Here is a 25,592-nt window from a genome sequence, read left to right as displayed (position 1 = left end):
CTGCGCGGGCGCCACCGACCACCACGAACGACGAGGAACGGACTTCATGAACGACCAGCACGACCACGGAGCGCTCGGCGATGCCGAGTACGCGGAGTTCATGGAGCTCGCCGCGGAGGAAGGCTTCGACGTAGAGGACGTCGAGGGCGCGATCGCGGAGGCCGGCCACGGGCCGCTGCCCGTGCTCGCCGTCGTCGGCCGCCCCAATGTCGGCAAGTCGACTCTGGTGAACCGCATCATCGGCCGCCGCGAGGCGGTCGTCGAGGACAAGCCCGGCGTCACCCGCGACCGCGTCACGTACGAGGCCGAATGGGCCGGCCGCCGGTTCAAGGTCGTCGACACCGGCGGCTGGGAGCAGGACGTCCTCGGCATCGACGCCTCCGTCGCCGCCCAGGCCGAGTACGCCATCGAGACCGCCGACGCGGTCGTCTTCGTGGTCGACGCCAAGGTCGGCGCGACCGACACCGACGAGGCCGTCGTCAAGCTGCTGCGCCGGGCCGGCAAGCCCGTCGTCCTGTGCGCGAACAAGGTCGACGGCCAGAGCGGCGAGTCCGACGCGGCCTCCCTGTGGTCCCTGGGCCTCGGCCTGCCGCACCCGGTCTCCTCGCTGCACGGCCGCGGTACGGGCGACATGCTCGACGCCGTCCTCGAGGCCCTGCCCGAGGCGCCGGAGCAGACCTTCGGCGGCGCCCCGGTGGGCGGGCCCCGGCGCATCGCCCTCATCGGGCGCCCGAACGTCGGCAAGTCCTCGCTGCTCAACAAGGTCGCGAAGGAGGACCGGGTCGTCGTCAACGAACTGGCCGGCACCACCCGCGACCCGGTCGACGAGCTGATCGAGCTCGGCGGCGTCACCTGGAAGTTCGTGGACACCGCGGGCATCCGCAAGAAGGTGCACCTCCAGCAGGGCGCCGACTACTACGCCTCCCTGCGCACGGCCGCCGCCGTCGAGAAGGCGGAGGTCGCGGTCATCCTGATCGACACCACCGAGACGATCAGCGTCCAGGACCAGCGCATCATCACCATGGCCGTCGACGCCGGGCGCGCGATCGTGATCGCGTACAACAAGTGGGACGAGCTCGACGAGGAGCGCCGCTACTACCTCGAGCGCGAGATCGAGACCGAGATGCAGCAGGTCGCCTGGGCGCCCCGCGTCAACGTCTCGGCGCTCACCGGCCGCCACATGGAGAAGCTGGTCCCGGCGATCGAGACGGCCCTCGCGGGCTGGGAGACGCGCGTCCCGACCGGCCGCCTGAACGCCTTCCTCGGCGAGGTCGTCGCGGCCCACCCGCACCCGATCCGCGGCGGCAAGCAGCCCCGCATCCTGTTCGGCACCCAGGCGGGGAGCAAGCCGCCGCGGTTCGTCCTCTTCGCCTCCGGCTTCCTGGAGCACGGCTACCGGCGCTTCATCGAGCGCCGCCTGCGCGAGGAGTTCGGCTTCGAGGGGACGCCGATCCACATCTCCGTGCGCGTGCGCGAGAAGCGCGGCGCGCAGTACAAGAAGAAGTAGCAGCGGCGGTGGTCCGGGGTCAGTAGCCCCGGCGCGGAGCGGGCGGCAGGGCCGCCGGGATGTGGTGCATTCCGGTCTGGTGCTGCCGCCCGCCGCCGTATGCGGAGCCGGCACCGGAGGAACCGCCGTGGTCGCCGCCGGCCGCGGAGGACCCGGCGTACGCGTACGAGGGCTGCGGCGCCGGGGCGTACGCGGCCGGCCACGGGTCCGTCTGCCACGCGGAACCGTTCCAGCCGCTGCCGTACGAGCCGCCCCCGTACGCGGAGCCGTCGGCGCCGGCGCCGACGCTCACGGCGCTGCCGTACGCGCTGCCGCCGCCCGTGTACGAGCCGCCGTACGAGAACGCCGCGAACCCGAGGTCCTCCTCGCCCGTGCGGTCGCCCGGCAGGGCCCGGAAGGCACGCAGGTACTCCGAGTACAGCGTGTCGTAGATCGGGGTGTGCGAGAGGGCGGCCGGAGCGCTGTCCCGGTCCCTTGCGTGGCGCATCGGGGAGACGGTGCTCGCGTGGGCAGGGGCGCGGGAGGGGTCGTATGAATGCACGTATCAGCCAACGAACCCGGGGCCCTGCGGATGCGGGCGAGGGGGCAGAAAACGCAGATGACCGGTGGGGTGTCCCCACCGGCACACGGCTGCGCCGCCCCTGGTGGGAGGGGCGGCGCAGCCGTTCCGGGATCCCTGCCGGCGTCAGGCGCCGGGGGTGCCTGCCAGCGGCATCGAGGCCGCCACGAGCTTGCCGCCGGCGGCGGCCTTGTCCAGCGCGTCACGGAGCAGGTCCTCGCGGGGCTGCTGGCCGATGGAGCCGACCGGGGCGGCGTAGATGAGGACGCGCTGGGTCTTGTTGACGGCGGCCCGCCAGCCGTCGGTGACCGACAGCGGCTGGTGCGCCTGCCACCAGGCGACCTGGCCACCGCCCTCGGCCCCGGGCTGGAGCACGGCGTGCAGCAGGCCCGCGGCGAGCAGCACCGACCAGCCGGCGAGCGGGGACGGCAGCTCGGCGGTGTCGGTGACCGGGATGAACCCCTGCTCGATGAGGAGCGGCAGGAAGTCGTCGCCGGGGCCGGTGGTGCCGGGGCGGGCGATCGGGGCGGTCGGCTCGACCACGAGGGCGGGGTGCAGATCGCCGCCGATCAGCACCAGGCCGCTGGTGATGCCGAGGACGGCCTGGCCGCCGGGCACGTTCTGCGGTGCGGCCGCGGCGGATCCGCCGGAGGCGGGGCTGTCGCCGGTGATGCTGCGGACCGCGCCCTGCAGCTGCTCCTCGGAGACGGTGACCACCTGGGAGGGGATGCAGCCGGCGTGGGCGAACGCGAGGACGGCCGTCTCCTCGCCGACGAACAGCACCGTGCTGGTGCGGTCGGTCTCGGGGTCCCCGGGAGTGCGGCAGGAGGTGCAGTCGTAGCTGCGCGGTGCGTCGTCGCCGGTGAGCAGCCTCTCGGCTTCTTCGTCACCGATCTCGGCACGTACCTCATCACTGACGTCGAGCATGCGGGGCACGGGCTGGCTCCTCGGACTAGGCGAGCGGGGGCCGGGCGGTTCCCGGCTCGCCGGGCTCAACGGCTGAGCGGCTGCCGGGGTCACGCCGTTGCAGGGAACGGAATCGAACCTGGCCCCCGGAGGGGTGAACGGCCGGACCGGGGCTTTGTTTTCCTGCCAACTGTTGTCTGGGTGTGCGCAGTTGGTGGCCGGTCCTGGCCGTTTTCGGGAGGGGTGGCGGATCGGCCGACCGGGTGGGGTGCGGGACGGGCCGCGTGGCGGGTCCGGGCGGGCGGCGCGGCGCTGCGTAGCGTGACGCGATGCCCGACCTCCGGATCCGGCGGGCCGTTCCGGCGGCCGCTGCCGCCGCCGCGCTGGCTCTCGTCCTCGTACTCCCGTCGAGGGCCGGCGCGGCTCCGCCGCCCCCTGCGCCCGGGCCCGCGGGGGCGGCTCACCCCGGCTCGCCCGGGATCATCGGGAACGGGCCGGGGGACTGCGGGCCGGGCGGGCAATGGCCCTGGGACTGCGTGGCCGACTGCGAGAGCAGCGGACGCTGGGCGGTCAACACCGGCAACGGCTTCTACGGGGGCCTGCAGTTCTGGCAGCCGACGTGGGAGGAGTACGGGGGTCTGGTGTTCGCGGCGCGGGCCGATCTGGCGAGCCGGGAGCAGCAGATCCGGGTGGCGGAGGACCTGCTGGGCTCCCAGGGGTGGGACGCGTGGCCGGTGTGCTCGAAGCGGTACGGGCTGGCGGGGCGGATGCACGTGGTCCGGGCCGGGGACACGCTGGACGGGGTCGCCCGCCGGCACCGGGTGAAGGGCGGCTGGAAGGCGCTGTACGAGGCGAACCGGGCGGTGATCGGGCCGAAGCCGCGGGCGCTGGTGGTCGGCACGCTGCTGGCGCTGCCGCCTTCGCCCCCGGCGGACCCGGTCCCGGCGCCGGTCCCGACGGCTCCGGCCGTCCCGGTCCCGACGGCTCCGGCCCCGGTGCCGACGCCGGTTCCGGTCCGGAAGCCGTCAGCGGCTCCGAGGCCACCGGCCGTTCCGGCGGCCGAGCCCGCCGCCCCCGCGCCGGCACCGACCCCCGGCCCGAGGCGTACGCCCGCTCCGGCGGCCGTACCCGCTCCCTGACGGGGTTTCGGCCCGGCGGCCCGCGGGGGCGGTTCGAAAGGTGGCCGGGCTACCGGCAGACTGCTCGGCATGCTGGAGACCTCCGCACGACTGCTGCGCCTGCTGTCCCTGTTGCAGGCCCACCGCGAATGGACCGGCGCCGATCTCGCGGAGCGCCTCGGCGTGACCCCGAGGACGGTGCGGCGCGATGTGGACCGGCTCCGGGAGCTCGGCTACCCGGTGAACGCCAGCCCCGGCACCGGCGGCGGCTACCAGCTCGGTGCCGGGGCCGAGCTGCCGCCGCTGCTGCTCGACGACGACGAGGCCGTCGCCGTCGCGGTGGGCCTGCGGACGGCCGCGGGGAACGGCGTCGAGGGGATCGGGGAGGCCTCCGTACGGGCGCTCGCCAAACTCGAGCAGGTCCTGCCGGGGCGGCTGCGGCGGCGGGTGTCGGCGCTCAACGAGTTCACCGTGCCGATGCTGCGCGGGCCGGCCCGGGCCACCGTCGACCCCTCCGTGCTGACCGACCTCGCCGCCGCGTGCCGGGACAGCGAGCGGCTGCGCTTCGGGTACCGCGACCACGAGGGCAACGTCAGCCGCCGCGTGGTGGAGCCGCACCGGCTGGTGTGCACCGAGCGGCGCTGGTACCTGGTCGCCTGGGACGTGGACCGGGAGGACTGGCGGACCTTCCGCGCCGACCGGATCGAGCCCAGACCGCCGCACGGACCGCGCTTCACCCCGCGTCCGGCACCCGCCGAGGACCTCGCCGCGTACGTGTCGCGCGGCGTGTCACAGGCTGCGTACGCGGCCAGGGCGGTGCTGCGGCTGAAGATGCCGGCGGAGGCGGCGGCCCGGATCGTGGGGCCGAGCGACGGGGTCCTGGAGCCGGTCGACGCCGAGAGCTGCCTGCTGCGCACCGGGGCCGTGAACCTCGACGTACTCGTCATTCACGTCATGCTGCTCGGCTGTGAGTTCGAGGTGCTCGAGCCGCCGGAGCTGACGGACCGCATCAGAGCGGCCCGGGACCTTCTCGGGCGAGCCGTGGAGAAGATGTAAGGAAACTGAGGGGTGTTCACGTGGCCGGGCGGGGTTGGCCACGGCAATCCCCGGGGAAATTCCGGGGCTCCCGGGCGGAATGCGAAACGAGATGCGCGGAGGACATCTCGCGCGCCGGAAAAAGAATGGCCCGCACTCACTTCCGCGGCTGTCCGGATGAAGCCGGCCCCGTCAAAGAACTGTCGACATTCCGTGACACAAGCGTGACCCGGTACGGACGAACGTCCGGGCGCGGCGCTGACGTTCCGGTCGTGTGTACGGCGCGGACCACCGCAATGGCCGAGGCGGGCCGGGTGATGACCCGGCCCGCCTCGGTGGTGCGGGGTGAGGTGGTGCGTACCGTCCCGCGAAGTCCCGTACGGGGGTGGCTCAGCCGCCGGCGGCCGGCCGGGCGGCGGCCCGTCCCGCGGCGGGCCGCTCGGTGTGCGCCGGGCGGCGGCTGCCGGCCGGCGTGACCGGGGTCCGCTCGGACCGGATGAGGTGCGGCCGGCCGGGGACGTGCGCGGCGGGCCGGGGCACCGGGGCGTGCGCCTGGCCGGCCGCCGCCTGCACGGTCGCGGGGGCGGACGCCGGTGCGGCCTCGGCGGCGGGCTCCTGCGGGCCGGCGGCCTCGGTGGCGAGCCTGAGCTGCCACTTGCCGCCCGCGGAGAGCATCGGGGTGAGCACGGTGGCGACCGGTACGGGCACGGTTCCGGTCTCCAGCCGGCGGCGCAGCCGCTCCCGCACCGCGAAGACGCGGGCCTCGGCCCCGGCGATCAGCGGCTCGAACCAGGGCAGCGCCAGCATGATCAGCAGACCTGCGGACCAGCCGAGCAGCACGTCGCTGACCCAGTGGGTGCCGAGGTACACGGTGGTGGCGCCGACGCTCAGCGAGACGACCGCGGACACCACGGACAGCACCCGCCGGGTGACTGTGGTCGAGGCCAGGTAGGCCAGGATTCCCCAGGTCACGACGGCATTGGCGGTGTGGCCGGAAGGAAATATATCGCCGCCGGCGAAGAGCTCGGCGGAGCCGATCTGCGTGGCGTAGTGCGGCCCGAGCCGGCCGAGGCCGAGCTTGACGGCGCCGACGGTGATGTTGAGCAGGAGCAGCGCCACGCCGAGGGTGATCAGCGGGCGGAGGGTGTGCTGCCGCCAGGAGCGCCAGCCGAGCCATGCGGCGACCATGACCGCGGTGGGTCCGCGCTGGCCCAGGACCACGAGGTAGTCGAGGAAGGCGTGCAGCTGCGGCCACTGCTCGTAGGGCCGGAAGAACATGACCTGCCAGTCCAGGCGGACGAGCCAGGACGTGGTCAGGACGGCCACCACGATCGCGAGGTAGAACGCGAGGGTCGATCCGAGGAGCACGACGCGGTGCCGGCTCATCTGCGGTGTTTGCAGATGAGCCGGTCGCTCTGGTTCCCGGTCCAGCCGGGCGAACACCCGCTCCAGACGGGTCAGGATTTGGTCGGTACGCACTCAATCGACGTTACCGCGCGCCGATGGGCGGCCCGGTCGAAGCGCGGGCTTTGTGATGACCATGTGATGTGGAGTTGGTCTCACGCGCGGCTTAATTCCTCGGATTTAGGCATTAGTTGGAGCCGCGTCGATCCATTGGCCTGGCCATTGTTTCGCACACTTAGCCGGGCTTTATCGGTGCCGCTCAATTACTTTGCTCAAAGATGGATCGGAATGATCCATTCCGTGATGCGGGCCCGCCGCGAGCGCCGCGCGGGCCGCTACGGGGCCCGAACGGCCCGAACGACCCGAACGGTCCGAGCCCCTATGGGGGTCCCGAGCCGTTCAGCCAGAAGGCCCCGTACACCGCCGAGGCCAGCGCCACGGCGCCGAGCACCGCGACCGCCCGCCCGGTCCGCCACCGGGCCAGTGCCACCGCCGCCGGCAGCAGCAGCGGGAACGCGGGCAGCAGCAGCCGGGGCTTGGAGCCGAAGTACCCCGACGCGCACAGCGCCAGCGCGACGACGATCCCGCAGTAGACGAGGAGCGCGGCCGGCTGGCGCTGCCGCACGCACAACGCGTACAGCCACAGCACCAGCACGACGCCCGCGGTCAGCCCGACCCCGGCGAGGAACGCGGACGAGGCCAGCTTCGCCCCGACGAACCGGGCGAAGGCCCAGCCGCCGTCGAAGCCGTTGCCCCAGCCGCCCTGCACGTCCAGATAGCCAAGCAGCCCGTCACCGGTGCGCGCCCCGACCCACAGCACGTACGCGGCCGCCCCCATCGGGGCCAGCAGCATCCCGGCCGCCATCCGCCAGGACCGCTCCCCACGCCGATGGGCCGTCACGGCCGCCACCCACACCGCCGCCACCACCGCGGCGCCGACCGGGCGGGTCAGCCCCGCCCCGGCCGCGAGGAGGCCCGCGGTCAGCCACCGGCCGCGCAGGGCCCCGTACAGCGCCCAGGCGGCCAGCGCCGTGAAGAGCGACTCGCTGTACGCCATCGACTGCACGACGCCCACGGGCAGCGCGGCCCAGGCCCCGACGGCGAACACCCCGGCCCGGCGGCCGTAGAGGAGGTCCGCGACCGTGAAGATCCCCCAGGCCGCCGCGAGCCCGGCCAGCACCGAGACCACCAGGCCCGCGGAGCCGTACGACAGCCCGGTCGGCGCCGAGACCAGCCGCTCCAGCCAGGGCAGCAGCGGGAAGAAGGCCAGGTTCGAGTGCACGTCCCCGTTCGGGAGCACCACCTCGTACCCGTACCCCTCGGCGGCGATACGGGCGTACCAGAGCGAGTCCCAGCGCGCCGACAGCAGCGTGTGCGGACTGCTGCCGACGGCCGCGCCCCAGGCCGCGAGCACGGCCAGCCCGAGGAGCCGGACCGCCGCGAAGACGGCCAGGGCGGGCGCGGCCCGGCGAAATGCAAGATCTTTCACGGGCATGATTATCGGTGGCGCGGGTGCATGCCGTCGGCGCAGAACCACAGGTCGTGACCGCGCGTGTACGCGGTGGGGGCGCCTCCCGGCGGTGGGCCGGGGGAGGAGGGGAGGGCGGGGTGATCCGAGTGGCGCACACCACACCGCGGGCTCCGCCGCTATGAGAGCTTGACCACGTGTCGGACAGGGGAACTCGCGTACGCTGACGCTTCACTCGCGTGTCGATGCCGGACCCCGTAGGACGCCGCACAGTGCCCACCACCACCGTGGCTCCGCCAAACGCTGGTCCGCCGAGTGCGAGCGATCATCTGGGAGGTACATGCATGTCGGGGACGAACGCGGCCGCCTTCCGGCTGCGGCTGCACGCCGCCTCCGGCGGGACCAACCGCTGGCTCGTCCTCGCGGTCCTCTGCGTCAGCCTGGTCCTCGTGGCGCTCGACGCGACGATCCTGCACGTCGCCGTCCCCTCCGTCACCGAGGACCTGCGCCCCGGCTCGGTCGAGCTCCTGTGGATCGTCGACGCCTACCCGCTGGTCTGCGCCGCCCTGCTGATCCTCTTCGGCACCCTCGGCGACCGGGTCGGCCGCCGCCGGATACTCCTGCTCGGCTACGGGCTCTTCGGCGCGGCCTCCGCCCTGGCGGCCCTCGCCGACAACGCCCAGGTCCTGATCGCCGCCCGCGCCCTGCTCGGCGTCGGCGGCGCGATGATCATGCCCGCCACCCTGTCGATCCTGCGGCAGGTCTTCCCCGACCGGCGCGAGCGGGCCCTCGCCATCGGCATCTGGACCGCCGTCGCCGCCATCGGCGCGGCCAGCGGACCCGTGCTCGGCGGCTTCCTGGTCCAGCACTTCTGGTGGGGCTCGGTCTTCCTGATCAACATCCCGCTGATGGCCCTGATCCTGCCGCTCGGGCGCTGGCTGCTGCCCGAGTCCAAGGGGTCCTGCGACGGGCCCTGGGACGTGCTCGGCGCGCTGACGGCGGCCGGCGGTGTGCTCGGCGTGGTCCTCGGGGTCAAGCGGATCGGTGCGGAGCGCCGGCTCCTCGACGCCGAGGCGCTCGTGCCGCTGCTGCTGGGCGCGGTGCTGCTGATCCTTTTCGTACGGCGGCAGAAGCGGCGCACGCACCCGCTCATCGACATGCGGATGTTCTCGCGCGCCGCCTTCTCGACGTCCGTCGGGTGCATCGTGCTCGCCATGCTGGCGCTGGTCGGGCTGGAGCTGATCGCGGTCCAGTACCTCCAGCTGGTGCTGCACCTCAGCCCGCTGGAGACGGGGCTGCGGCTGCTGCCGCTCACCTTCGCAGCGATGGCCGCAGGCGCCACCGGGTCGTACACGCTGGCCCGGATCGGGCCGCGCACGATGGTGTCGCTCGGCTTCGTGCTGACGGCGTTCGCCGTGCTGCTGCTGACGTTCATGGGGCAGCACGACCGGCCGGTGCTCCTCACGGTCGGGTTCATCCTGCTGGGCTTCGGGCTGCAGACCACGCTGTTCGCGGCGTACGAGTCGATGCTGAGCGAGGCGCCCGCGGCCACGGCCGGCGGGGCGGCCTCCATAGGCGAGACCTCGTACCAGCTGGGCGCGGGCATGGGCATCGCGCTGCTCGGCAGTGTCATGAACGCGGCCTACGCGCCGGGGCTGCTGCACGTGCCGGGGGTGTCGGCTTCGGATGCTGCGGGGGCGGCGAATTCTCTGGGCGAGGCGTACAAGATCGCGGGGGCCCTCGGGGGCGCCGCGGGTGAGTCGCTGTACGCGGCGGCGCGGCACTCGTTCGTGCACGGGCTGCACGTCACTCTCGTGGTGAGTGCCGGGTTGCTGCTGGCGGGGGCCTTGATGGCATTGAAGCTGCCGCGGGCGATGGAGTGCGCGGACTCTGCCGAGTGCGAGGCCGAGCCGGTCCGCCTCCCCGTCCAGGCGGGGCCCGATGCCCAGCGCGCCCCCGCCCCGGTGGCGGACCGCGACCCGGCCGCCCGCCCGGCCTGACCGCCGCGCGGGCTTTCTCCCCGCCCCACCGCTGTCCCGTTCACCGGGGCGGAGCCCCGGACCCCTTGCGGGGGTCGGCCCCCGCACCCCCGCGCCTCGAACGCCGGCGGGGCCGAAAAGGCGGGGGTGGACCGCGGGCGGCTGCACGGACAAACTTGCACCGCTAGGTTTCGAACCGCAGGTCCGCACCAGGAGGCGCCGTGCCCTTCGTACCCACCGATCCGCTCGGGCTCGACGAGCTCCTCGCGCCCGAGGACCTCGCCATCCGCGACACCGTCCGCGGCTGGGCCGCCGACCGCGTGCTCCCGCACATCGCCGGCTGGTACGAGAGCGGCGAGCTGCCCGGGATCCGGGAGCTGGCGAAAGAGCTCGGCGCGCTCGGGGCGCTCGGGATGTCGCTCGAGGGGTACGGCTGCGCCGGGGCCTCCGCCGTGCAGTACGGGCTCGCCTGCCTCGAGCTGGAGGCCGCCGACTCCGGGATCCGGTCCCTCGTCTCCGTGCAGGGGTCGCTCGCCATGTATGCGATCTGGAAGTACGGCTCCGAGGAGCAGAAGCAGCGCTGGCTCCCCGGTATGGCCGCCGGCGAGCTGATCGGCTGCTTCGGGCTGACCGAGCCCGACGTCGGCTCCGACCCGGCGGCCATGCGCACGTACGCCAAGCGCGACGGCACCGACTGGGTGCTCAACGGGCGCAAGATGTGGATCACCAACGGCAGCGTCGCGGCCGTGGCCGTCGTGTGGGCGCAGACCGATGAGGGGATTCGCGGGTTCGCCGTCCCCACCGACTCGGCCGGGTTCTCCGCGCCCGAGATCAAGCACAAGTGGTCGCTCCGGGCATCCGTGACGAGTGAACTCGTGATGGACGACGTGCGGCTGCCCGCCGATGCGGTGCTTGCGGGGGTCACCGGGCTGAAGGGGCCGCTGGGCTGCCTCAGCCACGCGCGGTACGGGATCATCTGGGGGGCCATGGGCGCGGCGCGCGCCAGCTTCGAGGCCGCGCTCGACTACGCGCGGACGCGGGAGCAGTTCGGCAAGCCCATCGGCGGTTTCCAGCTCACCCAGGCGAAGCTCGCCGACATGGCGCTGGAACTCCACAAGGGCATCCTGCTCGCCCACCACCTTGGGCGGCGGATGGACGCGGGCACCCTGCGGCCGGAGCAGATCAGTTTCGGAAAGCTCAACAACGTCCGCGAGGCCATCGAGATCTGCCGCACCGCGCGGACCATCCTCGGTGCCAACGGGATCTCGCTCGAATACCCCGTCATGCGGCACGCCACGAACCTCGAGTCGGTGCTCACCTACGAGGGCACCGTCGAAATGCACCAGTTGGTGCTGGGCAAGGCGCTCACCGGGCTCGACGCCTTCCGGTGAGGGCCCTGCTCAGCTCTGGTTGAAGAAGTCGCGCGAGCGGCCGGCGGGCTCGCCGCTCACGACCTGGGTGTCGGCCGGGGTCAGCAGGAAGACCCTGGTCGCCACCCGCTCGATCGAACCGCGCAGGCCGAAGGTCAGGCCGGCCGCGAAGTCGACCACGCGCTTGGCGTCGGTGGGGTCCATGGACGACAGGTTCACGATCACCGGGACGCCCTCGCGGAACAGTTCGCCGATGCCGCGCGCGTCACGGAAGCCGTCGGGGGTGACCGTCGCGATGCGCCGGCCGTGCTCGACGGCCGACTCCGACGCGACCTTGACCCGGGGGTCGGTGACCCACTGGTCGCCGGGGCCCGAGACGGAACCCTGCGCGGCCTCCGCGTAGTCGTCGTCGTAGTAACGCTCGTCGTCGCTGTCCTCCACGAGACCCAACCAGGCACTCGCCTTGCGTACCGAACCCATGGACGCCTCCTTTCACCGCAGTCAGTTGTCTTCTCTCCGCTGCCCCTATGGTCGTCCATGATGCTGACAACGCGCCAAGTGGATAGCCGCCGCGCAGGGGTTTCGTGACGTTACTGGTGCAGAACATCCGTTGCACCGTCAAGGATCCTGATGGCTACCGCTGCTGTCTGAGTGAAAATACGACTGCAGCCGCCGTGTGGGTGACCGACAGGGACGTACGAGTGAACGATCCGGCTCGATACGATGCGCATCACGCACGCGTATGACACACGGGGGACCGGTTTGTTCGGCATCGTCAGACCCTGCACGCACCGGCTGGGGGAGCGGTTCAAGACGGAGTGGATGGCCCATCTCTGCGGGCTGTGCCTGGCACTTCGCGGGGACCACGGGCAATTCGCCCGCATCGTGACCAACTACGACGGGCTGCTCGTCTCCGTTCTGACGGAGGCTCAGTCGGGACCGGCGCCCGGCTCGCGGCGCACCGCCGGCCCCTGCCCGCTGCGCGGGATGCGCACCGCCGCGGTGGCCAAGGGTGAGGGTGCGCGGCTCGCGGCAGCCGTCTCGCTCGTGCTCGCCTCGGCGAAGGTGCGGGACCACGTGGCGGACCGGGACGGGCTGTTGGCCCGCGCGCCCATCGCCGCCGCCGCGCGCAGGGTGGCCCGCGGCTGGGACCGGGCCGGCGCCCGTACCGGGGCATCGCTCGGCTTCGACACGGCGGTCCTCGTCGACGCCGTGGACCGGCAGGCCGGCATCGAGACGCTGGCCGGCCCCGGCACGCCGGTGCTCGTGGTGACCGAGCCCACGGAGACCGCGACGGCAGCCGCCTTCGCCCATACCGCGCAGCTGGCCGGACGGCCCGGCAACGCGCCCGCGCTCGCCGAGGCGGGTCGCTACTTCGGGCGCCTCGCGCACCTGCTGGACGCCGTCGAGGACCAGGCCGCGGACGCCGCGGCGGGCGCCTGGAACCCGCTGACGGCCACCGGGACCTCGCTCATCGAGGCCCGGCGGCTGGCCGACGACGCCCTGCACGGCATCAGGCTGGCCCTGCGCGAGGTCGAGTTCGCGGACGCCGGGCTGGCCCACCGGCTGCTCGTGCACGAGCTGAAGACCTCGGTGGACCGGGCCTTCGGGGTCACGGGCTGCGCGCACACGGGCGGGCAGGCAGGCATGAACGCCGCGGGGCAGGGTGGGTACGGGGCGCCGCCGCAGGGCCACGGCCCGGGCCAGGGCGCCCCGTACGGCAGCGGCCCGTACGCCGGCACCCCGTACGACGGCCAGGGCGGCCAAGGCGCCCAGGGCGGCAACCCGTACGGCGGGAATCCGTACGGCGGCGCGGGCGGCCCCGGCGGCCCCTGGATACCGGGACCGCCCATGGGCCCCGGCGGCGGCCTGCCCCCGCAGAAGCCGCGCCGCGGGCTGCTCGCCGGCTGCGCGGTGGCCCTCGGGCTGTTCTGCACGTGCCAGCTGTGCTGCACCGACCACGAGGGCCCGTGGTCCCGCAAGAAGCGGGACGCGTGGTGCGACGCCTGTGACGGCTGTGACGGCTGCCCCGACTGCAGCGGGTGCTGCGACTGCTGCAGCTGTGACGGGTGTGACTGCGGCTGCGACTGCTGAGCCCCCGTCAGACGCGCACGGGGCCGGACGGCGTACAGGGAGATTCCCGTCCGGGCCCGTGTGGAAGGGTTGAGCGGCATGAGCGATGACGCAGATGATCCGAAGACAGCCTGGCGGAAATGGCACGAGCATCGGGTGGCCTCCGTGTCCGCCCCCTACGGCCCCCTCTCCCTCATCGGCACCCACTGGCTCTCCGACCACCCGGAAGGTCGAATTCCGGCCGTTCCGGGGCGCTGGCGCGCCATCGAGGGCGGGGTGGCGCTGACCGCCTCCGCCGAGGACGGTCTCAGCCTCGACGGTGAACCCTTCACCGGCGACGCCGTCCTGGCCGCCGACGAGGCCCCGCCCGCGCACTCCCGGATCGCCGCTTCCCAGGACCTCCGGATCACGGTGATCCGGCGCGAGGGGGAGTGGGCGGTACGGGTCTTCGACCCCGCGTCCGCGGCGCGCCGGGCCTTCCCCGGCATCGAGGCCACCGCGTACGACCCGGACTTCGTGCTGCCGGGGCACTTTCGGCCGTACGGCGAGGACCGGATCGTCCAGGTGGCGAACGCCGACGGGCGGGCGCGCGGGTTCGGCCTCGGCGGCGAGCTGAGCTTCGCGTACCGGGGCGCCGAACACACCCTCCAGGTCGCCGTCGACGAGGACGACGGCAGCCTCTGGGCCGTGATCGGCGATGCCACCGCAGGGAGCTCCAGCTACCGCTTCCGCTTCCTCAGGCCGGGAGTTCCGGACCCGGTGGACGGCTCGATCGCCGTCGACTTCAACCGGACCGTGCTGCCGCCCTGCGCCTTCGCGGACCACTTCATCTGCCCGTTCCCGCCACCCGGGAACACCCTGCCCTTCGAGGTCGCGGCGGGCGAGCGGAGGCTGAAAGATGCCCTTGCCGCCCGAATCTGACGCCGAGACACTCCCGACAGCGCCTTCCGGGGGCTTGTCAGGGGCACGACGAAATCCTGTGCGCCCGCCGTACCCCCGGCTGCGCCTCACGGGCTCCGGCGCCCCCCACTGTCCGCCGGGCCCCCGATCCCTCCCGGGAGGACGAGAAGTGAGGATCAAGAGCATCACCCGTACCCGGCTGCTCGCCGTGGCCGCAGGCCTGGCAGCCGTCGCCGGGCTCGCCGCCCCCACCGCGGCGAGCGCGGACAGCGGCTTCAGCGCAGCACGGCTCGCTGCGGCCGGCGCCTCCGTCCAGCGTGCCGACGTCGCCGGCACCGCCTGGTACACCGACCCCGCCAGCGGGACCCTCGTGGTCACCGCCGACTCCACCGTCACCGCCGCGGACCTCGCCAGGATCCGTACCGAGGCCGGAGCCGACGCCGCGGCCCTGCGCATCGAGCGGACCCCCGGCAAGCTGCGCAAGCTGACCTCCGGCGGCGACGCCATCTACACCTCCGGCTGGCGCTGCTCGCTCGGCTTCAACGTGCGCAGCGGGAACACGTACTACGTGCTGACCGCCGGGCACTGCACCGACGGCGCCGGCACCTGGTGGACCAACTCCTCGCACACCACCACGATCGGCGCGACCGTGGGCTCGAGCTTCCCGAACAACGACTACGGACTCGTCCGCTACGACAACACCGCCCTGGCCCACTCGGGCACCGTCGGCAGCCAGGACATCACCAGCGCCGCCAACGCCACCGTCGGGATGTCCGTGACCCGGCGCGGCTCCACCACCGGTACCCACGGCGGCTCGGTGACCGGCCTCAACGCCACCGTCAACTACGGTGGCGGCGACATCGTCTACGGCATGATCCGCACCAACGTCTGCGCCGAGCCCGGCGACAGCGGCGGCCCGCTCTACTCCGGCACCCGCGCGATCGGCCTCACCTCGGGCGGCAGCGGCGACTGCTCCTCGGGCGGAACCACCTTCTTCCAGCCCGTCGTCGAGGCCCTCAACGCCTATGGCGTGAGCGTGTACTGACCCGACCGCCCTGCGGCACAATGAGCCCCCGCCCAACTCCCGGGCGGGGGCTCGCCTTTCGGGGGAAACGGGGTAGTGCGCATGGTCAGTGCACCTTTAGGGCGGGGCGGCTCCGCACCCGACGCGCAGCGGCGGATCCGGCGCAACCGCTGGCTGTTCACCGCGCCCCTCGTGCTGCTCTGCCTCCTGGGCGCCGTACTCGTCTGGGAGATCGTGCGCGGGAACATGTCCGAGGCCTCCCGCGGCCACTGGCCCTGGCGGCTCCAGCTGATGAGCCCCGAACCCCTCGCCAGCCTGCTGGCCGTCGCAGCCGGCGCCGTCCTGGCCCGCGCCCAGTACGCCCGTACGGTACGGCCCGCACTGGGCTGGCGGGCCGAGTTCGTGGCGGGCCAGCTGCCGGGCCCCGGCAAGGACTGGAGCGTCGGCGTCCTCAACGGCGGCCAGCACAACGTGGTGGTGGAGCACGTGGACTACCGGCTGGCCCTGGCCCGCGACCCGGCCGCCGGGCAGCCCGGCGAGGACGAGGGGTGGACGAGCCTGGCGGGCGTCGGCGAGCGGCTGGCCGCCGCCGGACTGCGCGCCACGGTGGACTTCCGCCTCGTCGGGATGGGAGCGGGATACCCGCTCGTCGCCACCGGTACCTACGAGACCGTCGGCGTGGGGGTGTTCTCGAAGCGGTTCATCAACGAGGTACGGGCCTTCCACATGCGCATCCAGGTCGTCGACAGCGTCGGCGACACCCACGAGCGGATCGTCCAGTGCCTCGAAGGCGCCCGCGAGGCGGTCGTCGCGCCCGTCGAGGAGGTGCATCCCGTCACAGCAGCCACTCCAGGGCCTCCGGCTGCGCGTACTGAGCCGCGAAGTGACCGGCCCCCGGCTTGAGTACGGCGGTGCTACGGTCGATGTGCCCGGCCAGCCAGCGGAAGTGCCCCAGGGGGGAGAACGCGTCCTCGGCGCCGTGCCACAGCAGGACCCGGCCCGGGATCGAACCGGGGTCGAAGCCCCACGGCCGGCAGAAGGCCAGGCTGTCGTCCAGCCACCCGTACGCGGAAGTGCGCAGCGCCTCGCGGTAGCCGTCCGTCAGTGCCCGGTGCACATCGGGGTCCGAGAGCACCGGCAGGTCGGCTTCGGACAGCTGCGCCCGCAGCTCCTCCAGCAGCCTGCCCGGATCGCTTCCGATCGCCGCGGCCCGGGGGGTGAGCCGGCGCTCCAGGGCCGCCGGGTCGCGGGCGGCGAGGGCGTAGTGCTCCACGTTGTGGGCGGTCATGCCGGCGAACCAGTCGAGCCCGGCCCCGCCCCAGGGCGCCAGGCTGACCAGGGCCGCCGTCCCCGTCACCCGCTCCGGGAGCAGCGCCGCGCAGGCCAGGGCGTGCGGACCGCCCCCGGATCGGCCCACGACGGCGAAGGTGTCCAGGCCCAGGGCGTCCGCCACGGCGGCGGAGTCCGCGGCCGCATCGGCCACCGTACGGCCCCGGGCACGGTCGGAGTCCCCGTAGCCGGGCCGGTCGTAGGCGAAGAAGCGAATGCCCGGACAGCGCTCGGTGATGTCGCTCAGGGCGGTGCCGAGGCGGCTGCCAGGGGTGCCGTGGTGCAGCAGGACGGGCAGCCCGCCCGGGTCCCCCCAGTCCTCGGCGACGAGCCTGCGGCCGTCCCCTGCCCTCACCTCGACGCGCACCACGCCTCCGCGGTCTACCGGCTCCCTGCGGATGTCCCTAGTCTCATCCCGACAGCTCTCTCGATGTCATGCTCGATGTCCTGATGGAAGCACAACCACGACCCGGAGGGGGAACCGTGACGACCATTCAGAAGCACAATCCCGCAGTCATACCGGTGAACGAGGAGCACGACGACCGGCCCTCGCCGACCTCCCTCGCCTCCCTCGCCGCGCGCGGGGCCGCCGAGTCCGACCGGCTCATCGACCGAGTGCTGCCCGGCCGGGACGCCGCCCCGGCGGTCCGGACGGTCACCTTCAACTCCTCCCTCTGAGCGGGGGCGCCCCCGCCGCGATGGAGTCCACCGGGGCCGGTGCCGCCGCAGCCCTCATCCCGTTCCGCGAGTTCGTGGTCAAGGTGCACAGCAGATGCGATCTCGCATGCGACCACTGCTACATCTACGAGCACGCGGACCAGAGTTGGCGGCAGCGGCCCGCGGTGATCCCCGAAGCGGTCGTCGAACGCTTCGCGGAGCGGCTCGCCGAGCACGCGCGCGCCCACGCGCTGCCGTCGGTGACCGTCATCCTCCTCGGCGGAGAGCCGTTGCTGGCCGGACCAGCCCGGCTGCGCCGGCTGTGCGAGGCGCTCACCCGGGCCCTCGACGGGGTGGCGGGCCTCGATCTGCGCGTGCACACGAACGGGCTGCGGCTGAACGAGTCCGTCCTCGCGCTGTTCGCCGAGTACGGGGTGGGCGTCGGGGTGTCCCTCGACGGAGACCGCGCCGCCAACGACCGGCACCGCCGTTACGCGAACGGCCGCAGCAGCCACTCCCGCGTACTCGCCGCGGTCGGCCTCCTCGGCGAGGACCGCCACCGCCCCCTCTACCAGGGGCTGCTCTGCACGATCGACGTGCGGAACGACCCGGCCGCGGTGCTCGACGCGCTCCTCGCGCTCGCACCGCCGCGCATCGACTTCCTCCTGCCGCACGCCACCTGGGAGGCGCCCCCGCCCCGGCCCGACGGGCGTCCGGACGCCTACGCCCGCTGGCTGCTGCGGCTCTTCGACCACTGGGAGGGCCTGGGCCGGCCGGTGCCCGTACGGCTCTTCGACTCGCTGCTGAGCACCCTGCGCGGCGGGCCGAGCCTGACCGAGTCCCTGGGCCTGACCCCCACCGACCTGGTCGTCGTCGAGACCGACGGCACCCTGGAGCAGGCCGACTCGCTCAAGACCGCCCACGAGGGGGCCGCCGCCACCGGCTTCGACGTCTTCCGGCACGCCTTCGACGAGGTGGCCGCCCACCCCGGCATCCGGGCCCGGCAGCTGGGCCTCGCGGGCGTCAGCGCCGAGTGCCGCGCCTGCCCGGTGGTGCGCTCCTGCGGCGGCGGCCTCTACGCGCACCGGTACCGCGCCGGGAACGGCTTCGACAACCCGTCCGTCTACTGCACCGACCTGAAGGCGCTGGTGGAGGGCGTCGAGCAGCGCACCGCCCGGGCCTCCGTCGCGGCCGAGGCCACCGAGCCGGCCGCGCTCGCGGCCGCCCAGCAGGAGCTGACCCGGGTGCTGCTGGTCCGGCTGAACGCGGAGCTGGAGGGGCGCGGTGATGCGGACTGGCGGCGCTCCTGGGAGCTGGTCACGGCCGTCGAGGCCGAGGCGCCGGACGCGCTCGACGCCGTACTGGACCACCCGTACACCCGCACCTGGCTGCTCGCCGCCCTGGACGCCGTACGGCAGGGCAGGCCGCTGCGGGTGCCGCCCGGGCACAGGCTGTCCGCGCTGGCCGCCGCGGCCGTGGTGCGCGGGAGGCTGGAGCTGCCCGCACCCGTGGTCCACGGGGGCGGCGGGCTGTACCTGCCCACCGTCGGGCTGGTGCGTGCGAACCGGGGGCGGGCCGAGGTCCGGGCCACCGCGGAGGGGTTCTCCGTACGGGGGGAGGGCGGCGGCGTACGGACCTTCGGGCCGGGCGGGGACGCCGCGGACTGGCAGCCGGTCCGGATCCTGGCGGGCGGAGCCGGGGCGGGCGCGCCCCCGGCGTCCCTGGCTCTGGAGGACCTGGACCCCGACCGGGGCTGTTTCGCCCTGCCGCCGACGCCGAGGCTGGACGCGACCGGGGCCGAGCGCTGGGAGCGTCGCCTGGCCGAGGCCTGGGAGCTGCTGCACCGCACGGTGCCGGCGCGGGCGCGGGAGACGGTGGCCGGGCTGACCACGCTGACCCCGCTCGCGGGCGCGGGGGCGGGCGACGGGGCGGCGGGGGAGGACGCGCGGCACGGGCCCGGCGCGCTGGGCGTGCCGCTGGGTGCGGGCGTACGGGAGACCGCGCTCGCGCTGCTCACCGGCCGGCGGCGGGCCCGGCTGCGCGAGCTGACGGAGGTGGCCGACCTGTACGCGTCGGACGGGGAGTGGCTGCACCCGTCCCCGTGGCGGGAGGAGCCGGTGCCGGTGTCGCGGCTGCTGGCGGACGCGCACGCGGCGGTGGCGGCGGAGGCGTTCCGGGGGGCGGGCGGCGGGCCCGGCGGCGGGCTCGGCGGCGCCGGCGGGATCGAGCGCGCCCTGGACCGGCTCGACGGGGCGGCGGAACTGACGGTGAGCGGCAAGGCGGTGGTGGCGGCACTGCGCCGGGAGTTCGCATCAGAAATGTGCGCGCCGAGCGCCTGAAGCCCTATCGCCCGACCGCCGCGACGGCGGAGGCCCGTAACGGCAGAGGCCCGTCCGGGCGCGCGGAAGTCCCGGGCGGGCCTCCCGCGTGCCCGGCATGAGCCACGGCACTAGAGGTGGGGGATGAGCAGGGCCGTCGCCGAGCGGGCCCGGTCCAGGGACGCGGCCCGGTCGGCGCCGCGCTGCCCGAGCACCACACGCGTGCTCAGCCCGTCCAGCAGCGCGAGCAGCTCTGAGGCGCGGGCGGGCACGTCCAGTCCGGCGGCGAAGCGGCCCTGGTCCACACCCTTGGCGAGCAGGGTCTCCAGGTCCCGCTGCCAGCCGTCGTCGATCTCCTGCTGGGCGGCGCGCAGGTCCTCGTTGGCGGGGGTGCGGGCCCACAGCTCGATCCACAGGGTCCAGCGCGGATCGCGGGGGCCGCGCGGCAGGTAGAGCTCGAGGAAGAGCGCGAGCTTGCGGTGCGCGGTGACCCGGCGGGCCAGCAACTGCGCCCGCTCGGCGGCGAGTCGGTCCTCGCTCCAGCGCAGTGCGGCCAGCAGCAGCCGGTCCTTGCTGCCGAAGTAGTAGAGGATGTGGCCGCCGCTGGTGCCGAGCCGCTCGGCGAGCGCGGACATGGTGAGCTCCGCCAGCCCGCCCTCGGCGATCGCCGCCATGGCCTCTTCCAGCATCCGCTCCTGGGCGATCCGCCCGTCGCGCCGCCGCGCCGACCCCGTTGCCCCTGCCGCTCCCGCCGCCCCGGCTACCCCTGCCGCTCCCGCCACCCGTGCCGCCTTCCCGATCTTCGTGGCCCGACCCTATCCCGGACAGGGTCTTGACGCGGTCCCGATCGGCGGCGCATCTTGAATGCCATTCAAGAACTTAGAACGTCATTCAAGGTTCAGTGGGTCCACAGTCAGGGGTACGGCGCATGACGCAGCAGGAGACGACGGCCGACGTCGACGAGGTGTTCCGGGTCGAGACCCACGGCATCGACCCCATCCCCGACGCCGAGCGGCACGGCGGCGCCCGGGACCTGTTCTGGCTCTGGTTCGGCTCCAACCTCACCTTCACCTACGTGATCAACGGGGCCCTCGCCGTGGCCTTCGGCCTCTCCTTCTGGCAGGCCACCGCCGTCGTCGTGATCAGCGGACTGTCCTTCTTCGCGGTCAGCGCCGCCGGACTCAGCGGCATCCGCACCGGCACCGCCACCCTCGTCATCTCCCGCGCCGCCTTCGGGGTCCGCGGGAACTTCCCGGCCGGCGTCCTGAACTGGGTGGTGAGCATCGGCTACACCATCGTCAACACCGTGGTCGGCACGCTCGCCCTGGAGGTGTTCTTCGCCGAGGCCGGCCTCGGCGAAGGCGCGGCGGTACGGGCCCTCGCCCTCGGGATCACCCTCGCGCTCACCTTCGCCGTCGCGATGTGGGGCCACGCCACCGTGCAGTTCGCAGAGCGCTGGATGGCCTACGTCCTCGCCCTCGGATTCGGCGCGCTGCTCGTCTTCCTCCTGCCCGGCGCCGAGACCGCCGTTCCGGCCGGCGCCGGTGCCCCGGGCCTGTCCGGCTGGAGCCTGGCGTTCGTCGTGATGCTGGCCGGGCCCTTCTCGTACCTGCCGATGCCCGCCGACTACACCCGCTACCTGCCCCGGACCACCTCGCTGAAGTCGATCACCTGGATGGGCGCGCTCGGCGGATTCGTCTCCTCCGTCGCCCTCGGCGTCGCCGGGGTCGCCGCCGCCACGCAGACCGACATGACCGATGCCGTCGCGGGGGCCGAGAGCCTGCTCCCGGGCTGGTTCAAGCCGGTGTTCCTGGCCCTCGTCCTCGGCGGCTCCGTCACCAACTCGATCATCACCCTCTATTCCTCCAGCCTGAACCTCCAGGTCCTCGGCATCCCGTGGAGCCGCGCCCGCGCCATCGTGATCAGCGCCGCGGTCACCGCCGCCGGATCGCTCGCCGCGCTCTTCCTGACCGACTTCACCACCTCGCTGCTCTCCTTCCTCTCGCTGCTGATCATCGTGTTCGCGCCCTGGGGCGGGGTCTTCCTCGCCGACATGCTGCTGCGCCGCTGCCGCTACGACTCCGAGGCACTGCACGCCGGGAGCGCAGGTGCCTACTGGTACCGGGCCGGGTACCACCCCGCCGGCATGGCAGCGCTCCTGGCCGGCATGGTCTTCGCCGCGCTGACCTGCGATTCCGAGCTGTGGACCGGCCCGCTCGTGGCCCCGCTCGGGGGCGCCGACCTGACCCTGCTCGGCTCGGTCGTCTCCGCGCTCACGTACTGGGTCCTCGCCGCCCGCCGGGTGCCCGCGTACGCCCCGGCCGCCTGACCCCCGTCCTCCCGGCTTCCCGTCCTCCCGCACCGCCACATCCGCCGCCTCTGCACAGGAGCACCACCCATGCCGCACCCCGTCCCCGCCGACCTGCTGCTCACCGGAGCCCGGATCCACACCGTCGACCCGGAGCTGCCCGAGGCCGAGGCCCTGGCCGTGTCCGACGGCCGGATCGTCTGGCTCGGCCCGGACGCGGAGGCCGCCGCCTGGGCCGGCCCGGACACCGAGCGGATCGACGCGGGCGGCCGGCTGGTGCTGCCCGGCTTCGTCGACGCCCACAACCACGTCCGGCTCGGCTCGGACGACGCGTGCGTCCAGCTCGCCGGGGTGCGCACCCTGGAGGCGATCCTCGAGCGGATCGGGGCCTGGCGGGAGGCCCACCCGGACGCCGAGTGGATCGAGGCCGAGGCCTTCGACTACTCCGCGATCCCGGGCGGGCGGATGCCCACCGCCGCCGACCTGGACCCGGTCACCGGGGAGGTCCCGGCGATCGTGCTCTCGTACGACGTGCACACGGCCTGGCTGAACACGGCGGCGATGCGCCGCCTCGGGGTCGCGAAGGACCGTACCGACCTGCCGTTCGGCACCGCGGCCGTCGACCCGGCGACCGGCGAGCCCACCGGCTTCGTCAAGGACTTCGCGATCAAGGGGCTCTCCCGGGACGGCCACCGGGCGCTGCGCGAGCTCGGCGTGCCGTGGGCCTCGCCGGACCGGCAGTACGGGCGCCTCGCCAAGAGCCTGGACGACGCGATCGGCTTCGGCATCACCACGGTCGTGGAACCGCAGAACTCCCTGGACGACCTGGAGCTGTACGAGCGGGCCCGCGCCGAGGGCCGGCTGCGCTCGCGGATCGTGGCGGCGCTGTTCCACCCGCGCGGCACGACGGAGGAGGAACTCGACGCCTTCGCGGCGGCGGCGCGCATGTACGCGGGGGACCGGCTGCGGGTCGGACCTCTCAAGCTGTACATCGACGACGTGGTGGAGCCGCGCACGGCCGCGCTGCTGGAGCCGTACACCGGGTGCGGGGCCCACCGGGGCGAGACCTTCTACCCGGCCGAGGAGTTCGCGGAGCTGCTGGCGCGGCTGGACGCGCGCGGTTTCCAGTGCTTCGTGCACGCCACCGGCGACCGGGGGATACGTACGGTCCTGGACGCCGTCGAGCACGCCCGTACGGTCAACGGGCCGCGGGACGCCCGCCACCAGGTGGTGCACGTGGAATGCCTGGACCCGGCGGACGTACCGCGCTTCGCCGCGCTCGGCGTGGTGGCCTGCATGCAGCCGAGGCACTGCGCGCCGGAGATCGCCGGGCCCGGCCAGGACTGGGCGGAGAACGTGGGCGAGGACCGCTGGCACAAGGCGTGGCCGATGCGGAGCCTGGCCGAGGCGGACGCGGTGCTGGCCTTCTCCAGCGACTGGAACGTGGCCGAGATGGACCCGATGATCGGGATCTACACGGCGGTCACCCGCCGCCCGCTGGACGGTGGCGCCCCGTGGCAGCCGGCCGAGACGGTGGACGTGGCGACGGCGGTGTACGGCTACACGATGGGCTCGGCGTACGCCAACTTCCTGGAGGCGGACCGGGGTTCGCTGACGGTGGGCAAGGCGGCGGACTTCGTGGTGCTGTCCCGGGACATCCTCGCCGTGACCCCGGACCGGATCCCGGGCACGGTGGCGGAGACGGTGGTGGTCGCGGGCGAGGTCGTCCACCGGGCCGGCTAAGGGCTGTCCCGTAATCCCCGGCGGGCGCACGACGACGGTGACGGCGCCTCGCCGCGTTGTCGGAGCGCCCGGATACGCCCGGTACGAGGACGCTCCTCCGCCTTGCGATGCACCGCATCCGACGCCGCGCGCTGATCCAAGGGGATTACGGGACAGCCCTTGGGCGACCCGGCGTTCGGCGGACTCCGGGGGACCGGGTACCGGGTGGAGTCCCCGGCCGCGGCTCGCGGGGTACGGGAAGCCGAGCGCCGGGGCGGAGGGGCGCGGGCACGCACTTCGAGGCGCCGGTGTGCGGGGCCGTCGCGCTGCCGGTGAGCGGCCGAGCCGCTTCCGGGGCGCCTTGCGTGACGCGCTCGTGGCCGGCGTACGACAGGTCCGTGTCCGAACGGGCCAGGCGGGCAAGGGCCGTTGCACGGCGACCAGGTGCGTGGCTAGCTTCGGCGCATGGCAAGCACTTCCGCTCTGACCAGGCGGCGCGCGATCGACTTCATGCGCGTCGCGGGCGCGCTGTGTCGGTGAGGACCTCTGCGTCCCGCCCGGCCCGGCCCGGCCCCGCCCGGCCCGGCCCGTACCGCCCCGAGCCGTCCGTCGCCCGCCGTTCCGCCGTCCGTCAGGAGTGTCCGTGAAACCGTCCCGCTCTGCCCTGCTCTCCCTCGGGTCCGCCCTGGCGCTGGCCGCTACGGCGGTCGTCCCCTCCGCCCGGGCCGTCGCGTCACCGACCGCCGGCAGCGGGGCCGTCGTACGCGACTGGTACGACGTCACCGCCGAGACCGTTGCCGCCGCCGGCGCGCCGACGCAGATCACCAACAGCCGGACCTGGGCGATCAGCTGGCTCGCGGCCGCCCGCGCCACCCGGGAGGCGCCCGCCGGGCGGGACCGGGCGGCCTTCCAGGACGCGGCGGTCGCCTCCGCCGTCCACGACGCCCTCGTGTCCCTCGCGCCCGCCCGCGCGCCGCAGCTCGACGCCGCGCTCGCCGCCGCCCTCGAGCGGATCCCCGACGGCCCCGGCGAGGACGGGGGCGTCGCCGCCGGTGCACGGCAGGCGAAGCGCGCGCTTGCCGAACGCCGGGGCGACGGCCTCGATCCGGCGTCCGTGAACGCGCCCTACACCGTGCAGCCGGCCGCCCCCGGCGTCTGGCAGCCGACGCCCGACGGCTACGCCCCCGCCGCCCAGTACGGCAACCGCGTTGCCAGGCCCTTCCTGCTCGACTCTCCGGCCCAGTACCGGCTCGGCCCGCCGCCCGCGCTCGACTCGCGCCGGTACCGGGCCGACCTGGCGGAGGTGCGCGCGTACGGGAAGGCCGACAGCTCCGTGCGCACCCCGCGCCAGACCGAGACCGCCACCTTCTGGTACGGCCCCTCGCTGACCCTCTACACCGAACCCCTGCGGGTGGCCCTGACCCGCTCGCACCGCCCGGCCGCGGAGCGGGCCGCCCTGGTCGCGCTGTTCCACGCCGCCCTGGTCGACACGCAGATCGCGACCAGCGACAGCAAGTACGCGTACGCGCGCTGGCGCCCGGTCACGGCGATCCGCACCGGCTCCCTCGGCACCGACCCGGCCTGGACCCCGCTGCACCAGACGCCGGCCCACCCCGACTACCCCAGCGGCCACAACACCTACTCCGGCGCCGCCGAAGTGATCCTCGACGCCCTCGCCGGATCCCGGACCGCACCGTTCTCCCTCACGAGTCCGACCGCGCCCGGCGTCCGGCGGACGTACACCGGCTGGAGCCAGCTGACGCGCGAGAACGTCGACGCGCGTGTCTTCTCGGGGATCCACACCCGCTCCTCCGACGAAGCGGGCGTCGCCCTCGGCAAGGAGGTCGGCCGGCACGCCCTGCGCAACGCCGACCGGCTCTTCAGGTCCTGAGGGTCCGGGCGCTGGGCTCCGTCC

Annotated in this window: 22 protein-coding genes; 15 read left to right on the top strand and 7 right to left on the bottom strand. The window is 74.0% G+C overall.

The features are described from left to right. Nucleotides 1-46: 46 nt before the first annotated feature. The gene (gene der, locus ACZ5WG_RS34245; protein ID WP_468728317.1) at nt 47-1,507 is read left to right on the top strand and encodes a ribosome biogenesis GTPase Der; all 1,461 of its coding nucleotides are present in this window, start codon (nt 47-49) and stop codon (nt 1,505-1,507) included. Nucleotides 1,508-1,526: 19 nt separating this feature from the next. Here the strand turns inward: der and ACZ5WG_RS34240 are convergent, their stop codons facing one another. Both ACZ5WG_RS34240 and ACZ5WG_RS34235 read right to left on the bottom strand, forming a co-directional pair. Then, the gene (locus ACZ5WG_RS34240; RefSeq protein ID WP_468728316.1) at nt 1,527-1,994 is read right to left on the bottom strand and encodes a hypothetical protein; all 468 of its coding nucleotides are present in this window, start codon (nt 1,992-1,994) and stop codon (nt 1,527-1,529) included. Nucleotides 1,995-2,192: 198 nt separating this feature from the next. After that, nucleotides 2,193-3,002: a hypothetical protein gene (locus ACZ5WG_RS34235; RefSeq protein ID WP_468728315.1), complete on the bottom strand. Its 810-nt coding sequence runs from the start codon at nt 3,000-3,002 to the stop codon at nt 2,193-2,195. A 299-nt stretch (nt 3,003-3,301) separates the two neighbouring features. On the opposite strand from ACZ5WG_RS34235, the gene ACZ5WG_RS34230 reads away from it, so the two are divergent. Together ACZ5WG_RS34230 and ACZ5WG_RS34225 are read left to right on the top strand one after the other, a co-directional pair. Next, complete coding sequence (locus ACZ5WG_RS34230; protein WP_468728314.1) at nt 3,302-4,111, top strand: LysM peptidoglycan-binding domain-containing protein; 810 nt, start codon at nt 3,302-3,304, stop codon at nt 4,109-4,111. A gap of 69 nt (nt 4,112-4,180) precedes the next feature. Beyond that, nucleotides 4,181-5,146, top strand: a complete 966-nt coding sequence (locus ACZ5WG_RS34225; RefSeq protein WP_468728313.1) for a helix-turn-helix transcriptional regulator — start codon at nt 4,181-4,183, stop codon at nt 5,144-5,146. 369 nt (nt 5,147-5,515) lie between these two features. On the opposite strand, the gene ACZ5WG_RS34220 is transcribed toward ACZ5WG_RS34225, so the two are convergent. After that, nucleotides 5,516-6,604, bottom strand: coding sequence for a phosphatase PAP2 family protein (locus ACZ5WG_RS34220; protein WP_468728312.1), 1,089 nt, complete (start codon nt 6,602-6,604; stop codon nt 5,516-5,518). Nucleotides 6,605-6,908: 304 nt separating this feature from the next. Continuing rightward, the gene (locus tag ACZ5WG_RS34215; RefSeq protein WP_468728311.1) at nt 6,909-8,024 is read right to left on the bottom strand and encodes a glycosyltransferase family 39 protein; all 1,116 of its coding nucleotides are present in this window, start codon (nt 8,022-8,024) and stop codon (nt 6,909-6,911) included. Between the two features lie 317 nt (nt 8,025-8,341). Here ACZ5WG_RS34215 and ACZ5WG_RS34210 point away from each other — a divergent pair, with 317 nt between their 5' ends. Further along, nucleotides 8,342-9,997 carry an MFS transporter gene (locus ACZ5WG_RS34210; RefSeq protein WP_468728309.1) on the top strand — a complete coding sequence of 552 codons (1,656 nt, stop codon included), beginning with the start codon at nt 8,342-8,344 and terminating at the stop codon, nt 9,995-9,997. A 200-nt stretch (nt 9,998-10,197) separates the two neighbouring features. Beyond that, nucleotides 10,198-11,367 (top strand): acyl-CoA dehydrogenase family protein, encoded by a 1,170-nt coding sequence (locus tag ACZ5WG_RS34205; protein ID WP_468728308.1) that lies wholly within the window; start codon nt 10,198-10,200, stop codon nt 11,365-11,367. A gap of 9 nt (nt 11,368-11,376) precedes the next feature. On the opposite strand, the gene ACZ5WG_RS34200 is transcribed toward ACZ5WG_RS34205, so the two are convergent. Beyond that, nucleotides 11,377-11,826: a cell division protein SepF gene (locus ACZ5WG_RS34200; RefSeq protein WP_468728307.1), complete on the bottom strand. Its 450-nt coding sequence runs from the start codon at nt 11,824-11,826 to the stop codon at nt 11,377-11,379. A 282-nt stretch (nt 11,827-12,108) separates the two neighbouring features. Between ACZ5WG_RS34200 and ACZ5WG_RS34195 the strand changes: the two genes are divergently transcribed. The 4 genes from ACZ5WG_RS34195 (at nt 12,109) to ACZ5WG_RS34180 (ending at nt 16,246) form a co-directional block, all read left to right on the top strand. Next, nucleotides 12,109-13,440: a DUF5685 family protein gene (locus ACZ5WG_RS34195; protein WP_468728305.1), complete on the top strand. Its 1,332-nt coding sequence runs from the start codon at nt 12,109-12,111 to the stop codon at nt 13,438-13,440. A gap of 78 nt (nt 13,441-13,518) precedes the next feature. After that, nucleotides 13,519-14,340, top strand: a complete 822-nt coding sequence (locus ACZ5WG_RS34190) for a DUF1684 domain-containing protein (RefSeq protein ID WP_468728304.1) — start codon at nt 13,519-13,521, stop codon at nt 14,338-14,340. Nucleotides 14,341-14,488: 148 nt separating this feature from the next. Continuing rightward, nucleotides 14,489-15,364 (top strand): S1 family peptidase, encoded by an 876-nt coding sequence (locus tag ACZ5WG_RS34185; RefSeq protein WP_267000186.1) that lies wholly within the window; start codon nt 14,489-14,491, stop codon nt 15,362-15,364. A gap of 81 nt (nt 15,365-15,445) precedes the next feature. Beyond that, nucleotides 15,446-16,246, top strand: coding sequence for a hypothetical protein (locus tag ACZ5WG_RS34180; protein ID WP_468728374.1), 801 nt, complete (start codon nt 15,446-15,448; stop codon nt 16,244-16,246). Here the strand turns inward: ACZ5WG_RS34180 and ACZ5WG_RS34175 are convergent. Beyond that, nucleotides 16,179-17,039, bottom strand: coding sequence for an alpha/beta fold hydrolase (locus tag ACZ5WG_RS34175; protein WP_468728302.1), 861 nt, complete (start codon nt 17,037-17,039; stop codon nt 16,179-16,181). The two genes, ACZ5WG_RS34180 and ACZ5WG_RS34175, sit on opposite strands and share 68 nt — an antisense overlap. Nucleotides 17,040-17,155: 116 nt before the next feature. Between ACZ5WG_RS34175 and ACZ5WG_RS34170 the strand changes: the two genes are divergently transcribed. Next, a complete protein-coding gene (locus tag ACZ5WG_RS34170; RefSeq protein WP_468728301.1) occupies nt 17,156-17,350 on the top strand; it encodes a hypothetical protein in 195 nt (64 codons plus the stop codon). Between the two features lie 20 nt (nt 17,351-17,370). After that, nucleotides 17,371-19,668 (top strand): radical SAM/SPASM protein FxsBH, inactivated beta-hydroxylase extension form, encoded by a 2,298-nt coding sequence (fxsBH, locus tag ACZ5WG_RS34165; protein WP_468728299.1) that lies wholly within the window; start codon nt 17,371-17,373, stop codon nt 19,666-19,668. Between the two features lie 110 nt (nt 19,669-19,778). Here the strand turns inward: fxsBH and ACZ5WG_RS34160 are convergent, their stop codons facing one another. After that, nucleotides 19,779-20,336 (bottom strand): TetR/AcrR family transcriptional regulator, encoded by a 558-nt coding sequence (locus ACZ5WG_RS34160; protein WP_468728298.1) that lies wholly within the window; start codon nt 20,334-20,336, stop codon nt 19,779-19,781. Nucleotides 20,337-20,575: 239 nt separating this feature from the next. Here ACZ5WG_RS34160 and ACZ5WG_RS34155 point away from each other — a divergent pair, with 239 nt between their 5' ends. The 4 genes from ACZ5WG_RS34155 to ACZ5WG_RS34140 all read left to right on the top strand — a co-directional run bounded on the left by ACZ5WG_RS34155 (nt 20,576) and on the right by ACZ5WG_RS34140 (nt 25,568). Beyond that, a complete protein-coding gene (locus ACZ5WG_RS34155; RefSeq protein WP_468728297.1) occupies nt 20,576-21,976 on the top strand; it encodes a purine-cytosine permease family protein in 1,401 nt (466 codons plus the stop codon). Between the two features lie 69 nt (nt 21,977-22,045). Next, on the top strand, nt 22,046-23,698 hold the full coding sequence (locus ACZ5WG_RS34150; RefSeq protein WP_468728295.1) for an amidohydrolase: 1,653 nt from the start codon (nt 22,046-22,048) through the stop codon (nt 23,696-23,698). A gap of 444 nt (nt 23,699-24,142) precedes the next feature. Further along, nucleotides 24,143-24,217, top strand: a complete 75-nt coding sequence (locus ACZ5WG_RS34145) for a putative leader peptide (RefSeq protein ID WP_468728372.1) — start codon at nt 24,143-24,145, stop codon at nt 24,215-24,217. 103 nt (nt 24,218-24,320) lie between these two features. After that, on the top strand, nt 24,321-25,568 hold the full coding sequence (locus tag ACZ5WG_RS34140; protein WP_468728294.1) for a vanadium-dependent haloperoxidase: 1,248 nt from the start codon (nt 24,321-24,323) through the stop codon (nt 25,566-25,568). Nucleotides 25,569-25,592 lie beyond the last annotated feature (24 nt).

The organism is Streptomyces sp. NPDC032745 (assembly GCF_055579465.1).
This window is presented reverse-complemented; position numbering and strand designations above follow the sequence as displayed.